The organism is Agrobacterium sp., from assembly GCF_032092815.1.
GTDB lineage: Bacteria > Pseudomonadota > Alphaproteobacteria > Rhizobiales > Rhizobiaceae > Agrobacterium.
Map to the genome: position 1 here is coordinate 96975 of NZ_DAMDBP010000016.1, position 16847 is coordinate 113821.

The 16847-nt window shown below is 55.2% G+C and carries 16 protein-coding genes and 1 pseudogene; 7 read left to right on the plus strand and 10 right to left on the minus strand.

Annotation, left to right across the window (positions count from 1 at the left end):
* Positions 1-29: 29 nt before the first annotated feature.
* Both RT613_RS12140 and RT613_RS12145 read right to left on the minus strand, forming a co-directional pair.
* Positions 30-1034: a GlxA family transcriptional regulator gene (locus RT613_RS12140; protein ID WP_409558814.1), complete on the minus strand. Its 1005-nt coding sequence runs from the start codon at positions 1032-1034 to the stop codon at positions 30-32.
* A complete protein-coding gene (locus RT613_RS12145) occupies positions 1034-1594 on the minus strand; it encodes an isochorismatase family protein (RefSeq protein ID WP_313615646.1) in 561 nt (186 codons plus the stop codon). Before RT613_RS12145 ends, RT613_RS12140 begins: the two co-directional genes overlap by 1 nt.
* Positions 1595-1777: 183 nt before the next feature.
* Here RT613_RS12145 and RT613_RS12150 point away from each other — a divergent pair, with 183 nt between their 5' ends.
* Complete coding sequence (locus RT613_RS12150) at positions 1778-2764, plus strand: Gfo/Idh/MocA family oxidoreductase (RefSeq protein WP_313615648.1); 987 nt, start codon at positions 1778-1780, stop codon at positions 2762-2764.
* A 5-nt stretch (positions 2765-2769) separates the two neighbouring features.
* Here the strand turns inward: RT613_RS12150 and RT613_RS12155 are convergent, their stop codons facing one another.
* Both RT613_RS12155 and RT613_RS12160 read right to left on the minus strand, forming a co-directional pair.
* A complete protein-coding gene (locus tag RT613_RS12155; RefSeq protein ID WP_313615650.1) occupies positions 2770-3156 on the minus strand; it encodes a GtrA family protein in 387 nt (128 codons plus the stop codon).
* The gene (locus RT613_RS12160) at positions 3153-4157 is read right to left on the minus strand and encodes a glycosyltransferase (RefSeq protein WP_313615652.1); all 1005 of its coding nucleotides are present in this window, start codon (positions 4155-4157) and stop codon (positions 3153-3155) included. Before RT613_RS12160 ends, RT613_RS12155 begins: the two co-directional genes overlap by 4 nt.
* A gap of 124 nt (positions 4158-4281) precedes the next feature.
* Between RT613_RS12160 and RT613_RS12165 the strand changes: the two genes are divergently transcribed.
* Positions 4282-6126: a hypothetical protein gene (locus RT613_RS12165; protein WP_313615653.1), complete on the plus strand. Its 1845-nt coding sequence runs from the start codon at positions 4282-4284 to the stop codon at positions 6124-6126.
* Between the two features lie 32 nt (positions 6127-6158).
* On the opposite strand, the gene RT613_RS12170 is transcribed toward RT613_RS12165, so the two are convergent.
* The gene (locus RT613_RS12170) at positions 6159-6389 is read right to left on the minus strand and encodes a hypothetical protein (RefSeq protein ID WP_313615655.1); all 231 of its coding nucleotides are present in this window, start codon (positions 6387-6389) and stop codon (positions 6159-6161) included.
* 189 nt (positions 6390-6578) lie between these two features.
* Between RT613_RS12170 and xseA the strand changes: the two are divergent.
* Positions 6579-8180: pseudogene (gene xseA / locus RT613_RS12175) on the plus strand (exodeoxyribonuclease VII large subunit).
* A 49-nt stretch (positions 8181-8229) separates the two neighbouring features.
* Here the strand turns inward: xseA and RT613_RS12180 are convergent.
* Complete coding sequence (locus tag RT613_RS12180) at positions 8230-9432, minus strand: mandelate racemase/muconate lactonizing enzyme family protein (protein ID WP_313615657.1); 1203 nt, start codon at positions 9430-9432, stop codon at positions 8230-8232.
* Positions 9433-9494: 62 nt separating this feature from the next.
* Positions 9495-10202, minus strand: a complete 708-nt coding sequence (locus RT613_RS12185) for a FadR/GntR family transcriptional regulator (RefSeq protein WP_313615658.1) — start codon at positions 10200-10202, stop codon at positions 9495-9497.
* Positions 10203-10494: 292 nt separating this feature from the next.
* Here RT613_RS12185 and RT613_RS12190 point away from each other — a divergent pair, with 292 nt between their 5' ends.
* Entirely contained in the window at positions 10495-11388 is an 894-nt protein-coding gene (locus RT613_RS12190; protein WP_313615660.1) for an EamA family transporter, read from the plus strand.
* A 75-nt stretch (positions 11389-11463) separates the two neighbouring features.
* Here RT613_RS12190 and RT613_RS12195 read toward each other — a convergent pair whose 3' ends face one another.
* From RT613_RS12195 to RT613_RS12205, 3 genes are all read right to left on the minus strand, one after another.
* Positions 11464-12711 carry an aminopeptidase gene (locus RT613_RS12195; RefSeq protein ID WP_313615662.1) on the minus strand — a complete coding sequence of 416 codons (1248 nt, stop codon included), beginning with the start codon at positions 12709-12711 and terminating at the stop codon, positions 11464-11466.
* A 179-nt stretch (positions 12712-12890) separates the two neighbouring features.
* Positions 12891-13367, minus strand: coding sequence for a Cys-tRNA(Pro) deacylase (gene ybaK, locus RT613_RS12200; RefSeq protein ID WP_313615664.1), 477 nt, complete (start codon positions 13365-13367; stop codon positions 12891-12893).
* Between the two features lie 10 nt (positions 13368-13377).
* Positions 13378-13728, minus strand: a complete 351-nt coding sequence (locus tag RT613_RS12205) for an ArsC family reductase (protein ID WP_313615685.1) — start codon at positions 13726-13728, stop codon at positions 13378-13380.
* A 183-nt stretch (positions 13729-13911) separates the two neighbouring features.
* On the opposite strand from RT613_RS12205, the gene RT613_RS12210 reads away from it, so the two are divergent.
* The 3 genes from RT613_RS12210 to guaA all read left to right on the plus strand — a co-directional run bounded on the left by RT613_RS12210 (position 13912) and on the right by guaA (position 16662).
* Positions 13912-14079: a hypothetical protein gene (locus RT613_RS12210; RefSeq protein ID WP_313615666.1), complete on the plus strand. Its 168-nt coding sequence runs from the start codon at positions 13912-13914 to the stop codon at positions 14077-14079.
* A gap of 300 nt (positions 14080-14379) precedes the next feature.
* The gene (locus RT613_RS12215; protein ID WP_313615667.1) at positions 14380-15018 is read left to right on the plus strand and encodes a 5'-methylthioadenosine/S-adenosylhomocysteine nucleosidase; all 639 of its coding nucleotides are present in this window, start codon (positions 14380-14382) and stop codon (positions 15016-15018) included.
* 81 nt (positions 15019-15099) lie between these two features.
* The gene (gene guaA / locus RT613_RS12220; RefSeq protein ID WP_313615668.1) at positions 15100-16662 is read left to right on the plus strand and encodes a glutamine-hydrolyzing GMP synthase; all 1563 of its coding nucleotides are present in this window, start codon (positions 15100-15102) and stop codon (positions 16660-16662) included.
* Positions 16663-16847 lie beyond the last annotated feature (185 nt).

Sequence of the window (16847 nt, forward strand, 5' to 3'; positions counted from 1 at the left end):
CCCGCGTGATGAGTGGCGGAGGTCACATCTCACGACAGATGGGAACGGTAATGGCTGGGTGAGTGCGAATTATGTTCAGACCACACACGGCGAAGGTGACGTGTCGAGGCAAAACCGGAGCGTTCCGCCACGCTTTCCATGTCCAGTCGCGAATTGCTGATCAGATCGCGCGCCAGGTTCACCCGCATCAGGTTCACATAGTCCACCACGCTCATGCCGGTATGGTCGCGAAACAGCCGGGAAAGATGCCGCTGGCTCAAACCCGCCTTGTCGGCCAGATGCGACAATGACCAATCATCGGCCGGAGCCGCCATGATGGCGTCCTGCGCCTTGTGGATCGACGGATGAATATGGTTGCGACCACTCAGCCAGGGTGAAATTTGCGGATCATGGCCACTGCGGCGCAGATAAACCACCATGGTCTGGGCAATGCGTGCGGCAATCACCGGTGAGGTCAGGCCCGCAACAATATGCAGCAGCAGATCGATACCGGTTGAGATGCCTGCACTCGAAAACCGAAGACCATCCTCCACGAACAGGCGATTTTCCAGCACCTGCGCCAAAGGCGCAATTTTGCGCAGCGCATCCAGGCAATCCGCATGGGTGGTGCATTGATGTCGGTCGAACAGTCCGGCTTCAGCCGCAATCAGCGCCCCGGAGCAGATCGATACCACCATGGTATCGTCCTTGACTGTGCTGCGCAGCCAATCGGACAGGACACGCCTCTCCCGCGTGATATCCGTCAGGTTGACGGCCTCAAGACCGGCACCGGATGAACTGCCTGATATCAGCACGATTGCGTTTTCAGGAAGCTCCGCCGGCAAAGGTTCCAGCCCCGCCAATGTCAGGCCAATCGTCGTGGTTTGCGTCTGGTTTGTCGCGAGATAATGGCAGTCGAAGCCGATGTCACTTTGCTGCTGATTGGCGTAACGCAGCACCTCGAGGGGGCCAGCGACATCGAGCAGCAGTGTCTGCGGCGGCAGGACCACATAAACGGCACGTGTTTGTATGTGCACTGCGCCGCCCACCGCCATCAGGCTGCAGCCTTCACGTTGGCCAGCGCTTCATTTACCGTGACGATCCTTGCAAAACGACCGGCAAGAACAAGTTCCGTGCGTCTGGCTATCTGCTCGGCAGAAAAGACTTCACCGGAAGCATGTGTCATCGGGAAGGTTAGCGTCGCCTCGGTCACGTAATCCACGCTGTAACCGATATCGGAGCCATGACGAGTTGTTGTTTCACAGCACTGTTCGGTGCGAATACCCGAAACGATCAATCGCGTGATGCCATTGTCTTTCAGCCAGGTGTCGAGCTGCGTGCCGACAAATGCCGAATGGCGGTTTTTGCGAACCGTCACGGCGGGTTTGATCTGAATGCCATCAAGCGTGCGGACGAATCCGTTTTCTTCGGCAAATGCGCGGTCACCATCGACGTGAAAAATCTGCACGACCGGAATGCCGGCGGCGTTTGCACCGTCGATCAGTTTCTGCTGTGCGGAAAGATAGGTGTTCAGACCACTTTCTTCGAAATACGGGGCGTGCCGGAACGATTCCTGCACATCGATCACCAGAAGCGCTGTTTTCTCATGGGACATTTTCTGTATCTCCAGTTTGGTATGGATACAGTTTTTCTCATTTCTTACAAAGCAAAAAGGTAGCGAAGCGCCAAATAGAGGACATATCCGGCCAAGGACCATTCACTCGGCACACCACGCCATCCTTGGTTGCGTGTCAGCCACGGCATGCTAAGGTGCAACCCGAATTTATGGGAGATGAGCATGTTACGTTTTGGAATTCTGTCGACAGCAAAAATTGGCCGGGAACTGGTTATTCCCGCCATTCAGGATGCGGAAAATGCTGTCGTTACGGCAATTGCCAGCCGCGACGGCACCAGAGCACGCCAATTGGCGGACCGTTTTTCGGTGCCACACGCATTCGGCTCTTATGAGGAAATGCTGGCCTCCGACGTGATTGATGCCGTCTACATTCCCCTGCCAACCGCCCAGCATGTTGAATGGTCAATCAAGGCCGCAGATGCAGGCAAACATGTGTTGTGCGAAAAGCCGATTTCTCTGAAGGCAGAGGAAATCGACAGCCTGATCGCCGCGCGTGACCGCAACAAGGTACTGGTTTCCGAGGCCTATATGGTGACCTACGCGCCCGTTTGGCGCAAGGTGCGCGAAGTGCTGGCCTCCGGCGCCATTGGCACGCTGAAACATGTGCAGGGTGCCTTTACCTATTTCAATCGTGACCCTGGCAATATGCGCAACATTCCGGAGCTCGGCGGCGGTGCCCTGCCGGATATTGGCGTTTACCCGACCATCTCCACCCGTTTTTCCACCGGCAAGGAACCCAAAAGGGTGCAGGCCGTGGTGGAACGTGATCCGGTTTTCGGCACCGATATCTATGCCAGTGTGAAGGCCGATTTTGGTGATTTCGAATTGAGCTTTTATATCGCGACCCAGTTGGCCAACCGCCAGGTGATGGTTTTCCACGGCACCGAAGGTTTCATCGAGGTAAAGTCACCCTTCAATGCCGATCGCTACGGCGCTGAAGAGGTGGAAGTCACCAGCCAGAACCACAATCACTCGCAGGTCTTCCGTTTTCCCGACAGCCGTCAATATCGCTGCCAGATCGAAGCCTTTGCCACAGCCGCTGAAGGCGGTGATGCGGAGATCGTTTCGCTGGAAAGCTCGAAAAACAGTCAGCATTTCATCGACGCGATCTACCGCGCTGCAGAAAAGGATGGCTGGGAGGCGGTGTAAACCGCCTACCGGTTTTCCCGTCGGCGGAAGACAAAACGCGAGTAGCCGAAATAGCTGAATACCATGGCAGACAGCGATGACAGGAACAGCGCAATAAAGGGCTGCAGGTCGGGGTTACGCAGCAAAAGCAGAGCGTAAATGCCGTAATTGATGAGGGCTGCGACAATGCCGACAAAGGCATAGAGAAAGCCCTCATGCAAAACACGTCGATCCGATTTTCCAAAGGTGACGTGGCGGTTCACCAGCCAGGTAAACAGCATGGCCGTGGCAATTGCAAAAATGCGGGCAATGAACGGACCGGCTGGCGTATAGGCAATCAGCAACAGCGTTACGCCAGCGTCCACGGCAAAACCCGAGCCACCCGCCACCACAAACCAGAAAAGTTTCTTCACGCCACCCTCGCATCCTTGTCCTTGCCGTTCTGGCGCGTGGCAGAGGTTTCGGCAAGAGCACTGGATGAGATTTGTTTCTGGTTGAGATAGTGAATGCGAAGTTGTTCATTGCGCGAGCGCGCAACGGAATCGAGAACCAGACCAGCGGTGAAGATCAGGAACGAAATCATCAGCAGGGCCATGGACAGTACCCATGTCGGCATTTTGCTGACCAGACCCGTTGCAAAATACTCAGCCAGAACCGGTGTCATGAATGCCATGCTGACCGCCAATGTGGCGGAGCTGATGATGGAGAAAAACGCGAAAGGACGGGTTTCCTTCATCAGCATCGCGAACATCCACAGAATGCGCATACCATCCTTGTAGGTGGAAAGCTTGGAATGGGACCCTTCTGGCCGACGACCATAATCCAGCTCAAGTTCACACACTGGCAGCTTGAGGCGCGAGGCATGCACCGACATTTCGGTTTCAATTTCAAAACCTGCCGAAACGGCTGGGAAACTTTTCACGAAACGGCGTGAAAACGCCCGGTATCCCGAAAATATGTCGGTAAAATCGCTACCAAAAATGCTGCGATAAAGAAGGTTGAACATACGATTGCCAGCCGCGTGGCCCTGTCGCCCGGCGTCGGCCGTAACCCCACGACGCGTTCCCACCACCATGTCGGCCCGTTCGGTCAGCAATGTGCGGATCAGTTCTTCGGCATCGGCAGGAGAATAGGTGCCGTCGCCATCAGCCATCACATAAATATCGGCTTCGATATCGGCAAACATGCGCCTGACAACATGGCCTTTACCCTGACGGCGCTCGCGCAAAACCTCGGCACCGGCCAGCATGGCCTGCAGCGCTGTGCCATCGGTCGAGTTGTTGTCATAAACGATGATGCGGGCACTTGGTAATGCCTCACGAAAGCCGCGCACGACACCGGCAATTGTTGCCGCCTCATTATAACATGGCAATAAAACGGCCACGGTTACATCGCTACTGGGCACAAAGGTCATGATTTCTACTCAATACAAAAGAAAATCTGCGGCCAGAGAGACAGGAACCAGCCCGTTTTACTATTTCTTGAGAAGGTTAAATCTAGGTTGAAGAGACGAGTAAATACATACGGAAAATCACAGCATGACGGACGAGACCCTGTCAGGACTTTCGATGCAAACACGTAGGGCAAATCTGACAGGGATACATGGCGATACCCTTCCCGATGATCGTGTCTGGCTTGCTGTGCTGGCTTATTTCGTCGTCACGGCTGGCATCATATTCTTCGGCAATCTGTTTGTCGCGACCGATTATGTCGGCCTGGACAATGACGACACGATGCGTCTCGTCGAAGTCCGCGACCTGCTTGCCGGTCAGGGATGGTTTGACCTGATGCAGTACCGGCTTGGCCTGACCGGCGGTACACTGATGCACTGGTCGCGTGTCATCGACGTGCCCATCGGCGCTCTCATCGGGTTTTTCGGGCTTTTCCTGTCCAGTGAAAATGCCGAGCGGTTGGCGCTTGCGATCTGGCCCCTTTCGCTGCTGTTTCCTCTTCTTGCTGCTGCCGCCCTTGCCGGCCGACGCATGGGCGGAGAAGCCACCATGCATATCAGCATGTTGATGGCCTCGATGCTCGCTTATGGCAGCAGCCGCTTTTATCCCGGTGCTATTGACCATCACAATGTGCAGCTCGTACTGACTATGGTGATTGTCGCCATGCTGCTTGATCCAAAACATCGGGCGTCAAACTACGCGGTGGCCGGTGCCTGTGCAGCCTTTGCCATCGCAATTGGCGCCGAAACGACGCCATTGATAGCCGCCACGGCTCTTGCCGTCACCTTGTGCTGGGGCATCATTGGTGAGGAGTTTCGCGCTGCCGCCAAAGCCTTTGGCCTGTCTCTGACGCTGACCATTTCAGCCCTGTTCTTTCTGACCGTTCCACCGTCATCCTATTCACTGGTGACCTGCGACAGTCTTTCGCTCGGTTTTTACGGCCTGTCGGCAATCGGTGGAACGTTGCTGTTTCTGTCGGCTAGCGCCGCATCGTCTCTTTCCAGGACAAGACGCTTCGCACTTCTGGCGATCAATGGCGTTGCCATTCTCAGCACGGCATCCGTTCTGGCCCCTCAATGCCTGCAAAGCCCGCTAGCCAATCTCGACCCGCTGCTCGTCAAGTTATGGCTGAACAATGTGGGTGAGGCACGCAGTATCGTTGCGCAGGCACGGATCGAACCGGAAGGGCTTGGTGCCTTTTATGCACCGGGCCTGCTTGCCATAGGCATTTGCCTTTACCGCGTTGCCAAAGGACAGAAAGCTGCTCCTCATGCGATGTTGCTTCTGTTGCTTGCCATATGCTGGGGCATTTCGCTTATCCAGATCCGCGGTGCAGTCTTCAGCAGTCTTATTGCCATTCCGGTTCTGGCGCACACCGTTGCACAGTTGCGTTTACGGGCAACCAGCCAGCCCGCGGGCAAGACCGGCCTCATCTATCTCGCGGTATTTGCCATTTCAACGCCACTGGTCTGGGCTTTGGCAGCGTCATGGTCAGTGACTGGCTGGAATGCCATCAGCGGCAAAAATGTAGCGGCTCTCGGAGTGAATGTTTCCTGCTCTACCAGATCGGATATCGCGCAGTTGGCAGCCCTGCCCTCAACGGTCGTGGCCGCACCGGTTGACAGCGGCGCCTCGATTTTGCGCTTTACGCAACACCGTGTGCTCAGCGCACCCTATCATCGCAATCAGGGTGGCATGCTGGCGGAAATACACATCGGCCTTTCATCGCCAGATGAAGCGGAGGCCTTTCTGCATGGCGCTGATGTCGGGATTGTTGCCTTTTGCCCCAGCGATGCCGGAACGGAGAACCTCATCCGAACGGCGCCAAACGGGCTTTATGCCGCGCTCAACCGTGGCGAGGTTCCTGATTATCTAGAGGCATTGCCTGCAGATGAAGCATCCGGTTTCCAGCTTTACAGGGTTCGCCCGTAAAGACTGGATAGATCAGGGGGAATTCGGTGGCTTTAAGCGGCGCGCAGTCTGTGAACCAGCAGCATGCCGCAAAGCAGGCTGATAATGCCCGTATTGTATCCGGCTACGGCGATGACAAGCGGCATGAACGCGACAGGGCCGGCTGAAACAAAAGCTGCAGCGGCAAAGGTACCAGCCATCATCAAACAGATGAGGATCACGCAAAATGCCGAGCGAAGCATAACGGCTGTCATGCCCAAAACCATGGCGGTCAAAAAGATCATATTTCCGCCTCCTGTGCGACGTTAACTGGCCTCAAAATGGCCCGGATATCCTAAAGAAACATTGCGATAGGTCATGGAGGCAAGCAGGTTTCAACCCTTTGTAGGGTTATGGTTTCACTGCCCTTAATCGTCACGTTACAATCTCTCCATAAACGTTCACAAAGCGGTCATCTTTGGTTAGAAACGGGAATGAGCGATTTTTTTCAGACCGATTCTGCGACCAATCTCACCGAGTTTTCAGTCTCGGAGCTCTCGGGCTCCATCAAGCGCACGGTTGAGACCGCATTCGATCATGTCCGGGTACGGGGCGAAATTTCAGGTTATCGCGGCCCCCATTCCTCGGGGCATGCCTATTTCGCTTTGAAGGACGACAAGGCTCGAATTGACGCGGTCATCTGGAAGGGCAATTTCGGCAGGCTTAAATTCCGCCCTGAAGAAGGTATGGAGGTCATTGCCACCGGCAAGATCACCACCTTCCCCGGCTCTTCGAAATATCAGATCGTTATTGAAAACCTCGAACCGGCTGGTGCCGGCGCGCTGATGGCGCTTCTGGAAGAGCGCCGTCGCAGGCTTGCCGCCGAGGGGCTGTTCGATCAGGGCCGTAAACAGCTTTTGCCCTACATGCCCAAAGTGATCGGTGTGGTCACCTCTCCGACCGGGGCAGTGATCCGCGATATCCTGCACCGCATTGCCGATCGTTTTCCCGTGCATGTCATCGTTTGGCCGGTCAAGGTACAAGGCGAAGGTTCCGGCGAGGAGGTGGCAAACGCCATTCGTGGGTTTAATGCAATCGCCCCCGGCAGCGCAATTGCCAGACCTGACGTGCTGATCGTGGCACGCGGAGGCGGAAGTCTTGAAGACCTATGGAGTTTTAACGACGAAATCGTCGTTCGTGCTGCCGCCGACAGCGATATTCCATTGATCTCAGCCGTTGGTCACGAGACGGACTGGACGCTGATTGACCATGCGGCCGACGTTCGCGCACCGACCCCGACCGGTGCAGCAGAAATGGCCGTGCCGGTTCGCGCTGATCTTGAGGCACAGCTTGCAGGCCTCGCAGCGCGGCTTTCTGGCTCCACAACACGACAGATGGACAATCGCCGCCAGGGTCTGCGGGCACTGGTTCGGGCGTTGCCATCGCTTGATCAGCTTCTGGCCCTGCCCCGTCGTCGCTTTGATGAGGCGGCCAGCGGACTTGGACGCGGGCTGGAACTGAACACGCTGAACAAGCGGCGCGGCTTTGAGCGTATCGCCTCGGGTTTGCGGTTGGACATGTTGGTTCACCGTCTGCAAGTGCAGCGTCAGACGCTGGCCGAGCGTATGCAGCGGGCAGATCGCATTGTCGAACGTCGACTTTTGCAGGCTACCGCTCGCGTATCGTCGTTTGATTCCGCCCTACGCGCCTTGCCTGTGCGGCTGCTGGGGCAGGTTGAACGCCAAAAAGAACGGGTATCCGGTATTTCGCGGCGCGCCGACACAGCGGTTCTGCACCGCATGGCGCAGAACCGTTCCGGACTGGCGGCCCATGAGCGAATTCTACAATCGCTGTCTTATAAAAATGTTCTGTAACGCGGTTATGCTGACATTCGCGATGAGGAACACCGGACATTGACGCGCGCCGAAGCCATCAGCAGCGGCATGTTTGTGTCAATGGAGTTTGCAGATGGTCGTGTCTCAGCCGTCACCACGGATGAGACAGGGGCAGCCTCTCCCGCAGAAGCGGCGGCGCCGAAAAAGAAGCCGGCAAAACCCGCATCATCAAACCCCACAGATCAGGGCAGCCTGTTTTAAAGACCATCGCACAAAGCTGGCGACCAGCTTTGTGCGATGAGGTATCGGGTTAGATCGAATTGGCATCCGAGAAACGGCGGCTCACGGTAAAGGCCTTTTCGATGTCCGGATGCAGTTCCATGCCGAGGCCGGCACCGGGCGGCACGGTGATCATGCCGTTTTTCACCTCAGGCAGCGCTGTCACCAGATCGCGGTACCATGTCTTGTAGAAGGCACGCACACTTTCCTGCACCAACGCATTTGGTGCATTGAGCGAAAGGTGGGTCGAGGCGCACAAGACGACCGGACCGGTGCAGTCATGTGGCGCGACCGGCAGGTGCCAGGCTTCCGCCATGGAGGCGATCTTGCGTGCTTCGGAAAGACCACCACACCAGCTGATATCCAGCATCATCACGCCTGCAGCACCGGTTTCCAAGAGGTCACGGAACGCCCAGCGCGAACCCAGAGTTTCAGACGCCGAAATTGGCGCCGGCGATACGGCTGCATAACGTGCAAGGCTGGACAGGCTGTCCATCTTAATCGGGTCTTCGTGCCAGAAGGTGTTGTAGGGCTCCAGCGCCTTGGCAATCTGCATGGCTGGCAGAAGCTGCCACATGGAGTGGAACTCCACCATGATGTCCATCTTGTCGCCAACGGCCTTGCGGATCTTTTCAAACGGCACCAGTGCGCTTTTCAGATCCGGCATGGAGATATATTGACCACGGGTCTTTTCGGCAGCCGCGTCAAACGGCCAGATTTTCATGGCCGTGATGCCTTCTTCCAGCAGTGAATGCGCCAGCTCATCGGCATTGTGCAGGAAGCCGTTGAGATCGTCATATTCCTTGCCGCCGGAGAGGCCGTAATTGCCGGTCTGCTGGCCGGTCGCCTTCTTGATATATTCCGTGCCTGCACATGTGTTGTAGGTGCGGATTTCCTTGCGGCTGAAACCGCCAAGCAGCTGGGCAATCGGCTGGTTCGTCACCTTGCCGAAAATATCCCAGAGCGCGATGTCAAAAGCCGAGTTTCCGCGCACTTCTGCACCGGAGGACCGGAAACCGAGGTAACCGACCAGATCCTGCGCCAGCAGATCGATCTCCAGCGGATTACGTCCGATCACGCGGGGTGCAATATATTCATGCACATAGGCTTCGACGGTTTCAGCACCGTAGAAGGTTTCACCCAGACCGGTGATCCCCTCATCCGTGTGGACCAATACCCATAGAAGGTTCGCCCGTTCCGCGACGCGGACGGTTTCAAGTTTCGTAATTTTCATGGATTTCCTCCTGGAAAGCGGTTCAGGGAACAATCAGCCGCTCCCGAACCACGTAAGACAGATTATGCTATTCCTGCTGCGATGAGGGCGTGCACGCTCTCGTCGAAATGTTTCGCCATCAACGTGGCGGCGATCTGCGGATCGCCCGCTGCGATCGCCTGCCCAATGGCAATGTGAAGCTGACCTGCCGCATGGCGCTGTTCGTCCGATGTGCGGCTTTTCCAGCCAATCGGCCATGTCTGCCGCGTGACATTCTGGAAGGCACCCAGAATGAGCTCAAACACCGGATTTTTAGAGGCTTTTGCAACGGCAAGATGGAAAGCGAGGTCGTGTTCCATGACCTTTTCATTGTGGCCAAAATCCACTTCCATCTGGTTGGCATGGTGCAGAATGTCCAGCGCTTCGCTGTCGGTGCGGCGCAGCGCAGCCAGCGTCACCGTCCGTACCTCAATGGTGCGACGAACATCGTAAATCTGCTGAATATTGATCTGTTCGGTGTGAATGCCGTGTTCGAACATCAGCGACATGGCACCATGATCAAGCGTGGCAACGGTTGCGCGCTTGCCTGGGCTCATATCAATCAGACGCATGGCGGACAGCGACCGGAATGCCTCACGTACAACGGTGCGCGACACACCAAGCTGTTGCGACAGCGTCATTTCGCTTGGCAACTTTTCACCCGGAGCCAATTCATTCTCTCTGATATGGCGGGTGATGGCGCTGATGGCACCACTGACTAGGCCAAGGTCCTGCGAAACCTCTGTAAACATTTCTCCTCCAACCTGTACTACAGGTTTATGGATTATTGCGTACAAGAGTTCACTGACATGCGCAAGGTCACGTTACGGCATAATTCGCCAAATCGTAGCCTATTTTAGGGAAAAGTTATGCAGAGAATCGCCGTCTAACAGGTTTCACAATGCCATATAGTCCGCGAAGCCGGTGAAATATCGTCCGGGCATTCGATCTCTAAGCCCCAGACAAGCCGCTTGGCCAAAAAATATCTTGACATCAAGATAAAATGCATCGATCCTAAATTTATCTTGATGTAGAGATTGTTTAATGATGCGAAATTTCCGATACACGACCGATGTTTTAGCGACGGCCATTGCACCAGCGATCTGGGGCAGCACCTATTTCGTCACCACGTCGTTCCTGCCGCACGGCTACCCATTAACCGTTGCCATGTTGCGGGCGCTTCCCGCTGGCCTGCTTTTGCTGCTTGTGGTTCGAAAACTGCCACATGGCATCTGGTGGGCGCGCAGCCTTGTTCTTGGCAGTCTCAACTTCTCGTTTTTCTGGGCGATGCTGTTCGTTTCCGCATACCGCCTTCCCGGAGGCGTCGCGGCAACGGTGGGCGCGGTGCAGCCACTGATCGTGATTGCCCTGTCACGGGTCTTTCTTGGAACGCCAATTCGGCTCGCGGCAATTCTCGGCGGTCTGCTCGGCGTGGCAGGTGTCGCCCTGCTGGTCCTGACACCGAAAGCAGCACTTGACCCCATCGGCATTGTTGCGGGATTTGCCGGTGCGGTGTCCATGGCCTTTGGCACAGTGTTGACCCGGCGCTGGCAACCGCCAGTTTCCAACCTGACCTTCACTGCCTGGCAATTGACCGCAGGTGGTTTACTTCTGGTTCCCATTGCACTGCTGTTGGAACCAGTTTTGCCAGTGCCAAACACGGCAAATATTGTCGGAATGTCATATCTTGGCCTTATCGGCGCGGCGCTGACCTATCTTCTGTGGTTTCGCGGACTGTCCCGCATCGAACCATCCGCAGCAGCGTCGCTCGGTTTTCTCAGCCCGATCGTCGCAACGTTGCTTGGCTGGCTGGCGCTTGGCCAAAGCCTGGCACCGATCCAGATTGCCGGCTTTATCATGGTGCTTGGCAGCGTCTGGCTCGCGACATCAACCCGCAAACCAGTGGCGATTGCACCAAAGGCCGTGAAGCCAGTTTGAAGCACAAAAGCGTCCGTTTTTCCGTGTAAAACACGTTAAACGGACGCTTCGCATCATTTGTCGGAGCGATGTTTATCAGGCCCACTCGCCCTTGCGCATCACAGGTACCTTCGTACCGTCTGCCCGAACACCATCGATATCGACCTTGTCGGAACCGATCATCCAGTCAATGTGAATGAGGCTGGAGTTGCCGCCCTGTGCCTTGATCTGCTCCTGGCTGAGCGATGCGCCATCAAGGAAACACTTTGAATAGCACTGGCCGAGCGCGATGTGGCACGAGGCATTCTCATCAAACAGCGTATTGTAAAACAGGATGCCGCTGGCCGAAATCGGTGAGGAATGCGGCACCAGAGCCACTTCGCCAAGGCGGCGCGCCCCCTCGTCAGTGTCCAATACCTTGTTCAGAACCTCTTCACCCTTGCTTGCCTTGGCTTCGACGATCCGGCCCGCTTCAAATTTCACCTGGATATTGTCGATCAGCGTTCCCTGATGTGACAGGGGTTTCGTGCTGGATACATAACCGTCAACACGCAGCGCATGCGGCGTTGTGAAAACTTCTTCGGTTGGAATGTTCGGGTTGCAGGTCACACCATTCTTCGCCGTGGATGCGCCACCATGCCATTCGTGGCCATCCGCAAGACCGATTGTCACGTCAGTGCCAGGACCGGTGAAGTGCAGGGCCGCAAAACGTTCGCCGTTCAACCACTTGGACCGTTTGGCAAGATTGGCATTGTGGTCAGCCCAAGCAGCAACCGGATCAGCCACATCAACGCGTGAGGCGGCAAAAATCGCTTCAGCCAGTTTCCGGACAGCCTCATCCTCCGGCACATCAGGAAATACCAGCTTTGCCCAGGACGGGTTGGGATAAGAAATGATGTTCCAGTTGATATCGAAGTTGGAAATCTTCTCCAGCGCTGGCTTGTACGCCATGGAGTTTGCCTTGTTGGCCCGCGCGACCTTTGTCGGATCTTCAGTCGAGAGCAGCATCGGGTTGTCACCGGCGATCGCCAGACGTGCAGCGCCATTGGCATAGGCTTTTGCCATGCCTTCATACAACCAGCCCGACGCCTTGTCGAAATTGCCATCGCTTGCATGGCGATACCGGGCGAGCGTGGTTTCCTCATCGGAATAGAAAGTCGTCACCAATCCACTGCCAGCCATATAGGCATGTTTTGTCAGCAAACGCACCAAAGGCAGGGCGGCGAGTGGAGCGGTGATGACCAGATCCTGATCCTTCTGCAACTGCAGCCCCACCTTGACGGCAACTTCCGCCAGCTTTTCGAGTTTGACTGGATCAATGGACGATGGGGATGAGGGTGTCATGATGTACCTTTAACTTTGTTGCCAGCATGGAACGCAGAACTGAATTCTTAAAGCCTGCTGCTCAACTTGGGAACCATTGCGGGCGAAAATTCGGCATGCCTTGCATGTCGCACCAAATATGAAACGCCACAGTCATGGAAGTAAAAAAGGTGACGCGTCGGGTCGCAAGGCGGCAGTGATCACTCCGCCACGATTGGCGCAACGATAGCACCCAAAACCGAGACAGCGTCTCGAGGAGACAAGCGCACCTGAAGGCCACGCTGTCCGCCATTGATATAGACGTGGTCCTCAGTCAGCGCCTGCTGTTCAATAGCGGTTGGCACTTTTTTCTTCTGACCGAAAGGACTGATACCGCCGACATGATAACCGGTGACGCGCTCGGCTTCCGCCGGCTTCATCATCTGGGCAGATTTTCCGCCAAAAGCCGCGGCCAGTTTTTTCATGCTGACCTCCTTGTCCGACGGCACAACCACACATACCGGTTTGCCGTCCAGTTCAGCCATCAGGGTTTTTAGAACACGGTGCGGTGGTTCACCAATGGCCTCGGCAGCCTGCAGCCCGATCCGGTCAGCACCCGGATCGTAATCATAGGTTACAACCGAAAATGCAACCTTGGTCTGGCTGAGGACCTGTGTGGCTCGCGTGGTCTTGGACATGATATCTCACTTAAGCGGAAAACAGTCTCTCATAAATCTCCGGTTTGAAACCCACCGTCAATGAAGCAGGCCCTTCCAGAACCGGACGTTTGATCATTGAGGGTTGTTCAAGCATCAGAGCGATCGCCTTGTCTTGCGTGAGATCTGCTTTTGAAACGTCGTCCAGCTTTTTGAAGGTCGTTCCAGCACGATTGAGAACCGTTTCCCAACCAGCCTTGTCGCACCATGCCTCCAGATGGGCACGATCAATCCCTTCGGCTTTGTAATCGTGAAAACGATAATCGATGTTATGTGCCTCCAACCAGGAGCGCGCCTTCTTCATCGTGTCGCAATTCTTGATGCCATATATGGTGACTGTCATCGGCTTCCCGTGTTCTTCATCAAATAGATGACAAGCCATAACAAATTCTGGCCACCATGCAAATTTCACGAGCAGGCTTTGCGCAAGATCAAACATTTCTGCATGGCTTGCCTGCTATATCATCGATTGTAAACAGTCTCTCTGATGCCCATTATTATGGCGTACAAGAAAAGGAGAGTAAAAATGCGTATGATCGCAAAGAATTCGCGTAATTTCATTGGTCAGACAATCGCTATCTTTGGTGCCGCTGCATCGGTTTCGGCCGCTGTCCGCGCTCACCGCAAGCCAGCAAAATCTGATCTCGAAGCTCTCGGCATCGATGCCGCCACTTTCGACAAAGTTCAGCTCTAATATAGCGTTTTCAGTCCGTTATGTGGCGAGGCATATGTCTCGCCCGGTTGAGGGACTTGCATGCTTATCGCATCAGCACCATCCGCCAAATCGAGCCACTTCAATACTGACTGAAATACATATCGCCCCAGAAAATACGGCGAAGTATATTTTAATATGATTTACGACCAACACACTGGTTAACAATATACTTACAAATTGTCGTGCTATTCGATAAATCCGGATGAATTGCCAAACTAGGCAACCGCTTTACCATCGGCTAAATGATGACCTTTCAGTATGTCTCAAAGGTATAGCCACATGGATTTTCAGCTTCTTGATGTCTCGGGTAAATCGATCCTTTTTGCCATGGCGGCGGAGGCCGAATATGGCCCCCACCTGAAAGCCCGTATAACGCCGCTGATGATTGGCGTCGGCCCCGTTGAAGCCGCCGTATCATTGACGGCAGCCTTATCTCTTCTCAAGACAACCGGGAAACTGCCTCATCTGGTCGTTTCGCTCGGCTCGGCCGGGTCGCGTACGCTGGAACAGACCGGAGTTTATCAAGCCACTTCCGTTTCCTACCGTGACATGGATGCGTCGCCGCTTGGTTTTGAAAAAGGCCGCACGCCTTTTCTTGATCTGCCAGCCGAAGTTCCACTGCCATTTTTCATTCCCGGAATTGAAGGCGCGCGTCTTTCGACAGGTGGCAATATCGTGTCCGGCTCCACCTATAACGCCATTGACGCCGACATGGTGGAGATGGAAAGTTTTGCGGTGCTGCGCTCCTGCCAGTATTTTGGTGTGCCCATGATCGGGTTGCGCGGCATTTCGGATGGCAAGGCGGAACTGCATCACGTCAATGACTGGACGGAGTATCTGCATATCATTGATGAGAAACTGGCAGATGCCATCGACCGGGTGATATCGGCAATTGAGCAGCGCCAAATTGCCTTCTGAACCGTTGCGCGGCCGCAGAAATTCTGCTGTTTGGGCAATCTGACAGTTGCCTAATCCACAGGATTTCTTTAAAGGCTCGCCATGGAAAACACAGCACATCCCGACAGCGTTCTCATCATCGATTTCGGCAGCCAGGTCACGCAGCTCATTGCGCGCCGCGTCCGTGAAACCGGCGTCTATTGCGAAATCGTCCCTTTCCAATCGGCTGAAGATGGCTTCAAGCGTTTGCAGCCCAAGGCGGTCATCCTTTCCGGTAGCCCGGCTTCGACACTGGACGATGGCAGCCCTCGCGCAGCGCCGGTTCTGTTTGACAGCGGTGTGCCGGTATTCGGTATCTGCTACGGCCAGCAGACCATGTGCATGCAGCTGGGTGGCAAGGTCGAAAGTGGTCATCACCGCGAGTTCGGCCGTGCCTTCCTGGAAATCGACAAGGACTGTGCGCTGTTTGACGGCGTGTGGTCTGTTGGCTCTCGTCATCAGGTCTGGATGAGCCACGGCGACCGCGTAACGGCACTGCCTGAAGGTTTCGAGGTTGTCGCAACGTCGGCTAATGCGCCGTTTGCCTTCATCGCAAATGAAAAGAAAAAATATTACGCTGTCCAGTTCCACCCGGAAGTGGTGCATACGCCGGATGGCGCGAAGCTGATCGCCAACTTTGTTCACAAGGTTGCCGGCATCAAGGGCGATTGGTCCATGTCCGCATACCGCGCGAAGGCCGTGCAGGCCATTCGCGACCAGGTTGGCGACAAACGCGTTATCTGTGCCCTCTCCGGCGGCGTAGACAGCTCAGTTGCTGCATTGCTCATCCATGAGGCGGTTGGTGACCAGCTCACCTGTATCCTCGTTGACCACGGCCTGATGCGCAAGGACGAAGCGGCCAATGTGGTTGCCATGTTCAAGGAACATTACAACCTGCATCTCATTCACGTTGATGCTGTTGACCGTTTTGTTGGCGAGCTTGAAGGCGTCAGCGACCCGGAGACCAAACGCAAGATTATTGGTCGCCTGTTCATCGAAACCTTCGAAGACGAAGCCAAAAAGCTCGGTGGGGCAGATTTCCTGGGTCAGGGCACTCTTTATCCTGACGTCATTGAAAGTGTCTCCTTCACTGGTGGCCCATCCGTTACCATTAAGTCGCACCACAATGTGGGTGGTCTGCCTGAACGTATGAACATGCAGCTGGTCGAGCCTCTGCGTGAACTGTTCAAGGATGAAGTGCGCGTGCTTGGCCGTGAACTTGGATTGCCGGACAGCTTTATTGGCCGTCACCCGTTCCCGGGTCCCGGCCTTGCTATTCGTTGCCCCGGCGGCATTACGCGCGAGAAGCTCGACATCCTGCGCGAAGCAGATGCCATCTATCTCGACGAAATTCGCAAAGCTGGCCTTTATGACGCCATCTGGCAGGCATTTGCCGTTCTGCTGCCGGTCCAAACCGTTGGTGTCATGGGCGACGGACGGACGTACGAATTTGTCTGCGCCCTGCGTGCTGTCACCTCCGTAGACGGCATGACAGCGGATTTCTATCACTATGATATGGAATTCCTCGGTCGCGCTGCGACGCGTATCATCAACGAAGTCCGCGGCATCAATCGCGTGGTCTATGACGTAACTTCAAAGCCACCAGGCACAATCGAATGGGAATAACAGCTTAGCGTCACTGCTTCGCTGACACTATTCAGCACGAAACCGTCGATCTGCCAATGCGATCGGCGGTTTTTTATTGTTTGAGTATTCCATGGCGGTAATGAGCCCCGTTGGTCTGTTTGTGCGCAGTTCTCTCTTTCAGATGGGACAATCGATAAGGATCGCTGTCTTCAGCTGTCAGATTC

What these genes read in the sequence shown, in the direction of transcription:
- RT613_RS12180 (WP_313615657.1), bottom strand. Translation starts at nt 9,432, where the DNA reads ATGAAAATTACGAAACTTGAAACCGTCCGCGTCGCGGAACGGGCGAAC.
- RT613_RS12145 (WP_313615646.1), bottom strand. Translation starts at nt 1,594, where the DNA reads ATGTCCCATGAGAAAACAGCGCTTCTGGTGATCGATGTGCAGGAATCG.
- RT613_RS12170 (WP_313615655.1), bottom strand. Translation starts at nt 6,389, where the DNA reads ATGATCTTTTTGACCGCCATGGTTTTGGGCATGACAGCCGTTATGCTT.
- RT613_RS12140 (WP_409558814.1), bottom strand. Translation starts at nt 1,034, where the DNA reads ATGGCGGTGGGCGGCGCAGTGCACATACAAACACGTGCCGTTTATGTG.
- RT613_RS12190 (WP_313615660.1), top strand. Translation starts at nt 10,495, where the DNA reads ATGATGCGAAATTTCCGATACACGACCGATGTTTTAGCGACGGCCATT.
- RT613_RS12205 (WP_313615685.1), bottom strand. Translation starts at nt 13,728, where the DNA reads ATGACAGTCACCATATATGGCATCAAGAATTGCGACACGATGAAGAAG.
- ybaK (WP_313615664.1), bottom strand. Translation starts at nt 13,367, where the DNA reads ATGTCCAAGACCACGCGAGCCACACAGGTCCTCAGCCAGACCAAGGTT.
- RT613_RS12195 (WP_313615662.1), bottom strand. Translation starts at nt 12,711, where the DNA reads ATGACACCCTCATCCCCATCGTCCATTGATCCAGTCAAACTCGAAAAG.
- RT613_RS12160 (WP_313615652.1), bottom strand. Translation starts at nt 4,157, where the DNA reads ATGACCTTTGTGCCCAGTAGCGATGTAACCGTGGCCGTTTTATTGCCA.
- guaA (WP_313615668.1), top strand. Translation starts at nt 15,100, where the DNA reads ATGGAAAACACAGCACATCCCGACAGCGTTCTCATCATCGATTTCGGC.
- RT613_RS12210 (WP_313615666.1), top strand. Translation starts at nt 13,912, where the DNA reads ATGCGTATGATCGCAAAGAATTCGCGTAATTTCATTGGTCAGACAATC.
- RT613_RS12150 (WP_313615648.1), top strand. Translation starts at nt 1,778, where the DNA reads ATGTTACGTTTTGGAATTCTGTCGACAGCAAAAATTGGCCGGGAACTG.
- RT613_RS12215 (WP_313615667.1), top strand. Translation starts at nt 14,380, where the DNA reads ATGGATTTTCAGCTTCTTGATGTCTCGGGTAAATCGATCCTTTTTGCC.
- RT613_RS12165 (WP_313615653.1), top strand. Translation starts at nt 4,282, where the DNA reads ATGACGGACGAGACCCTGTCAGGACTTTCGATGCAAACACGTAGGGCA.
- RT613_RS12185 (WP_313615658.1), bottom strand. Translation starts at nt 10,202, where the DNA reads ATGTTTACAGAGGTTTCGCAGGACCTTGGCCTAGTCAGTGGTGCCATC.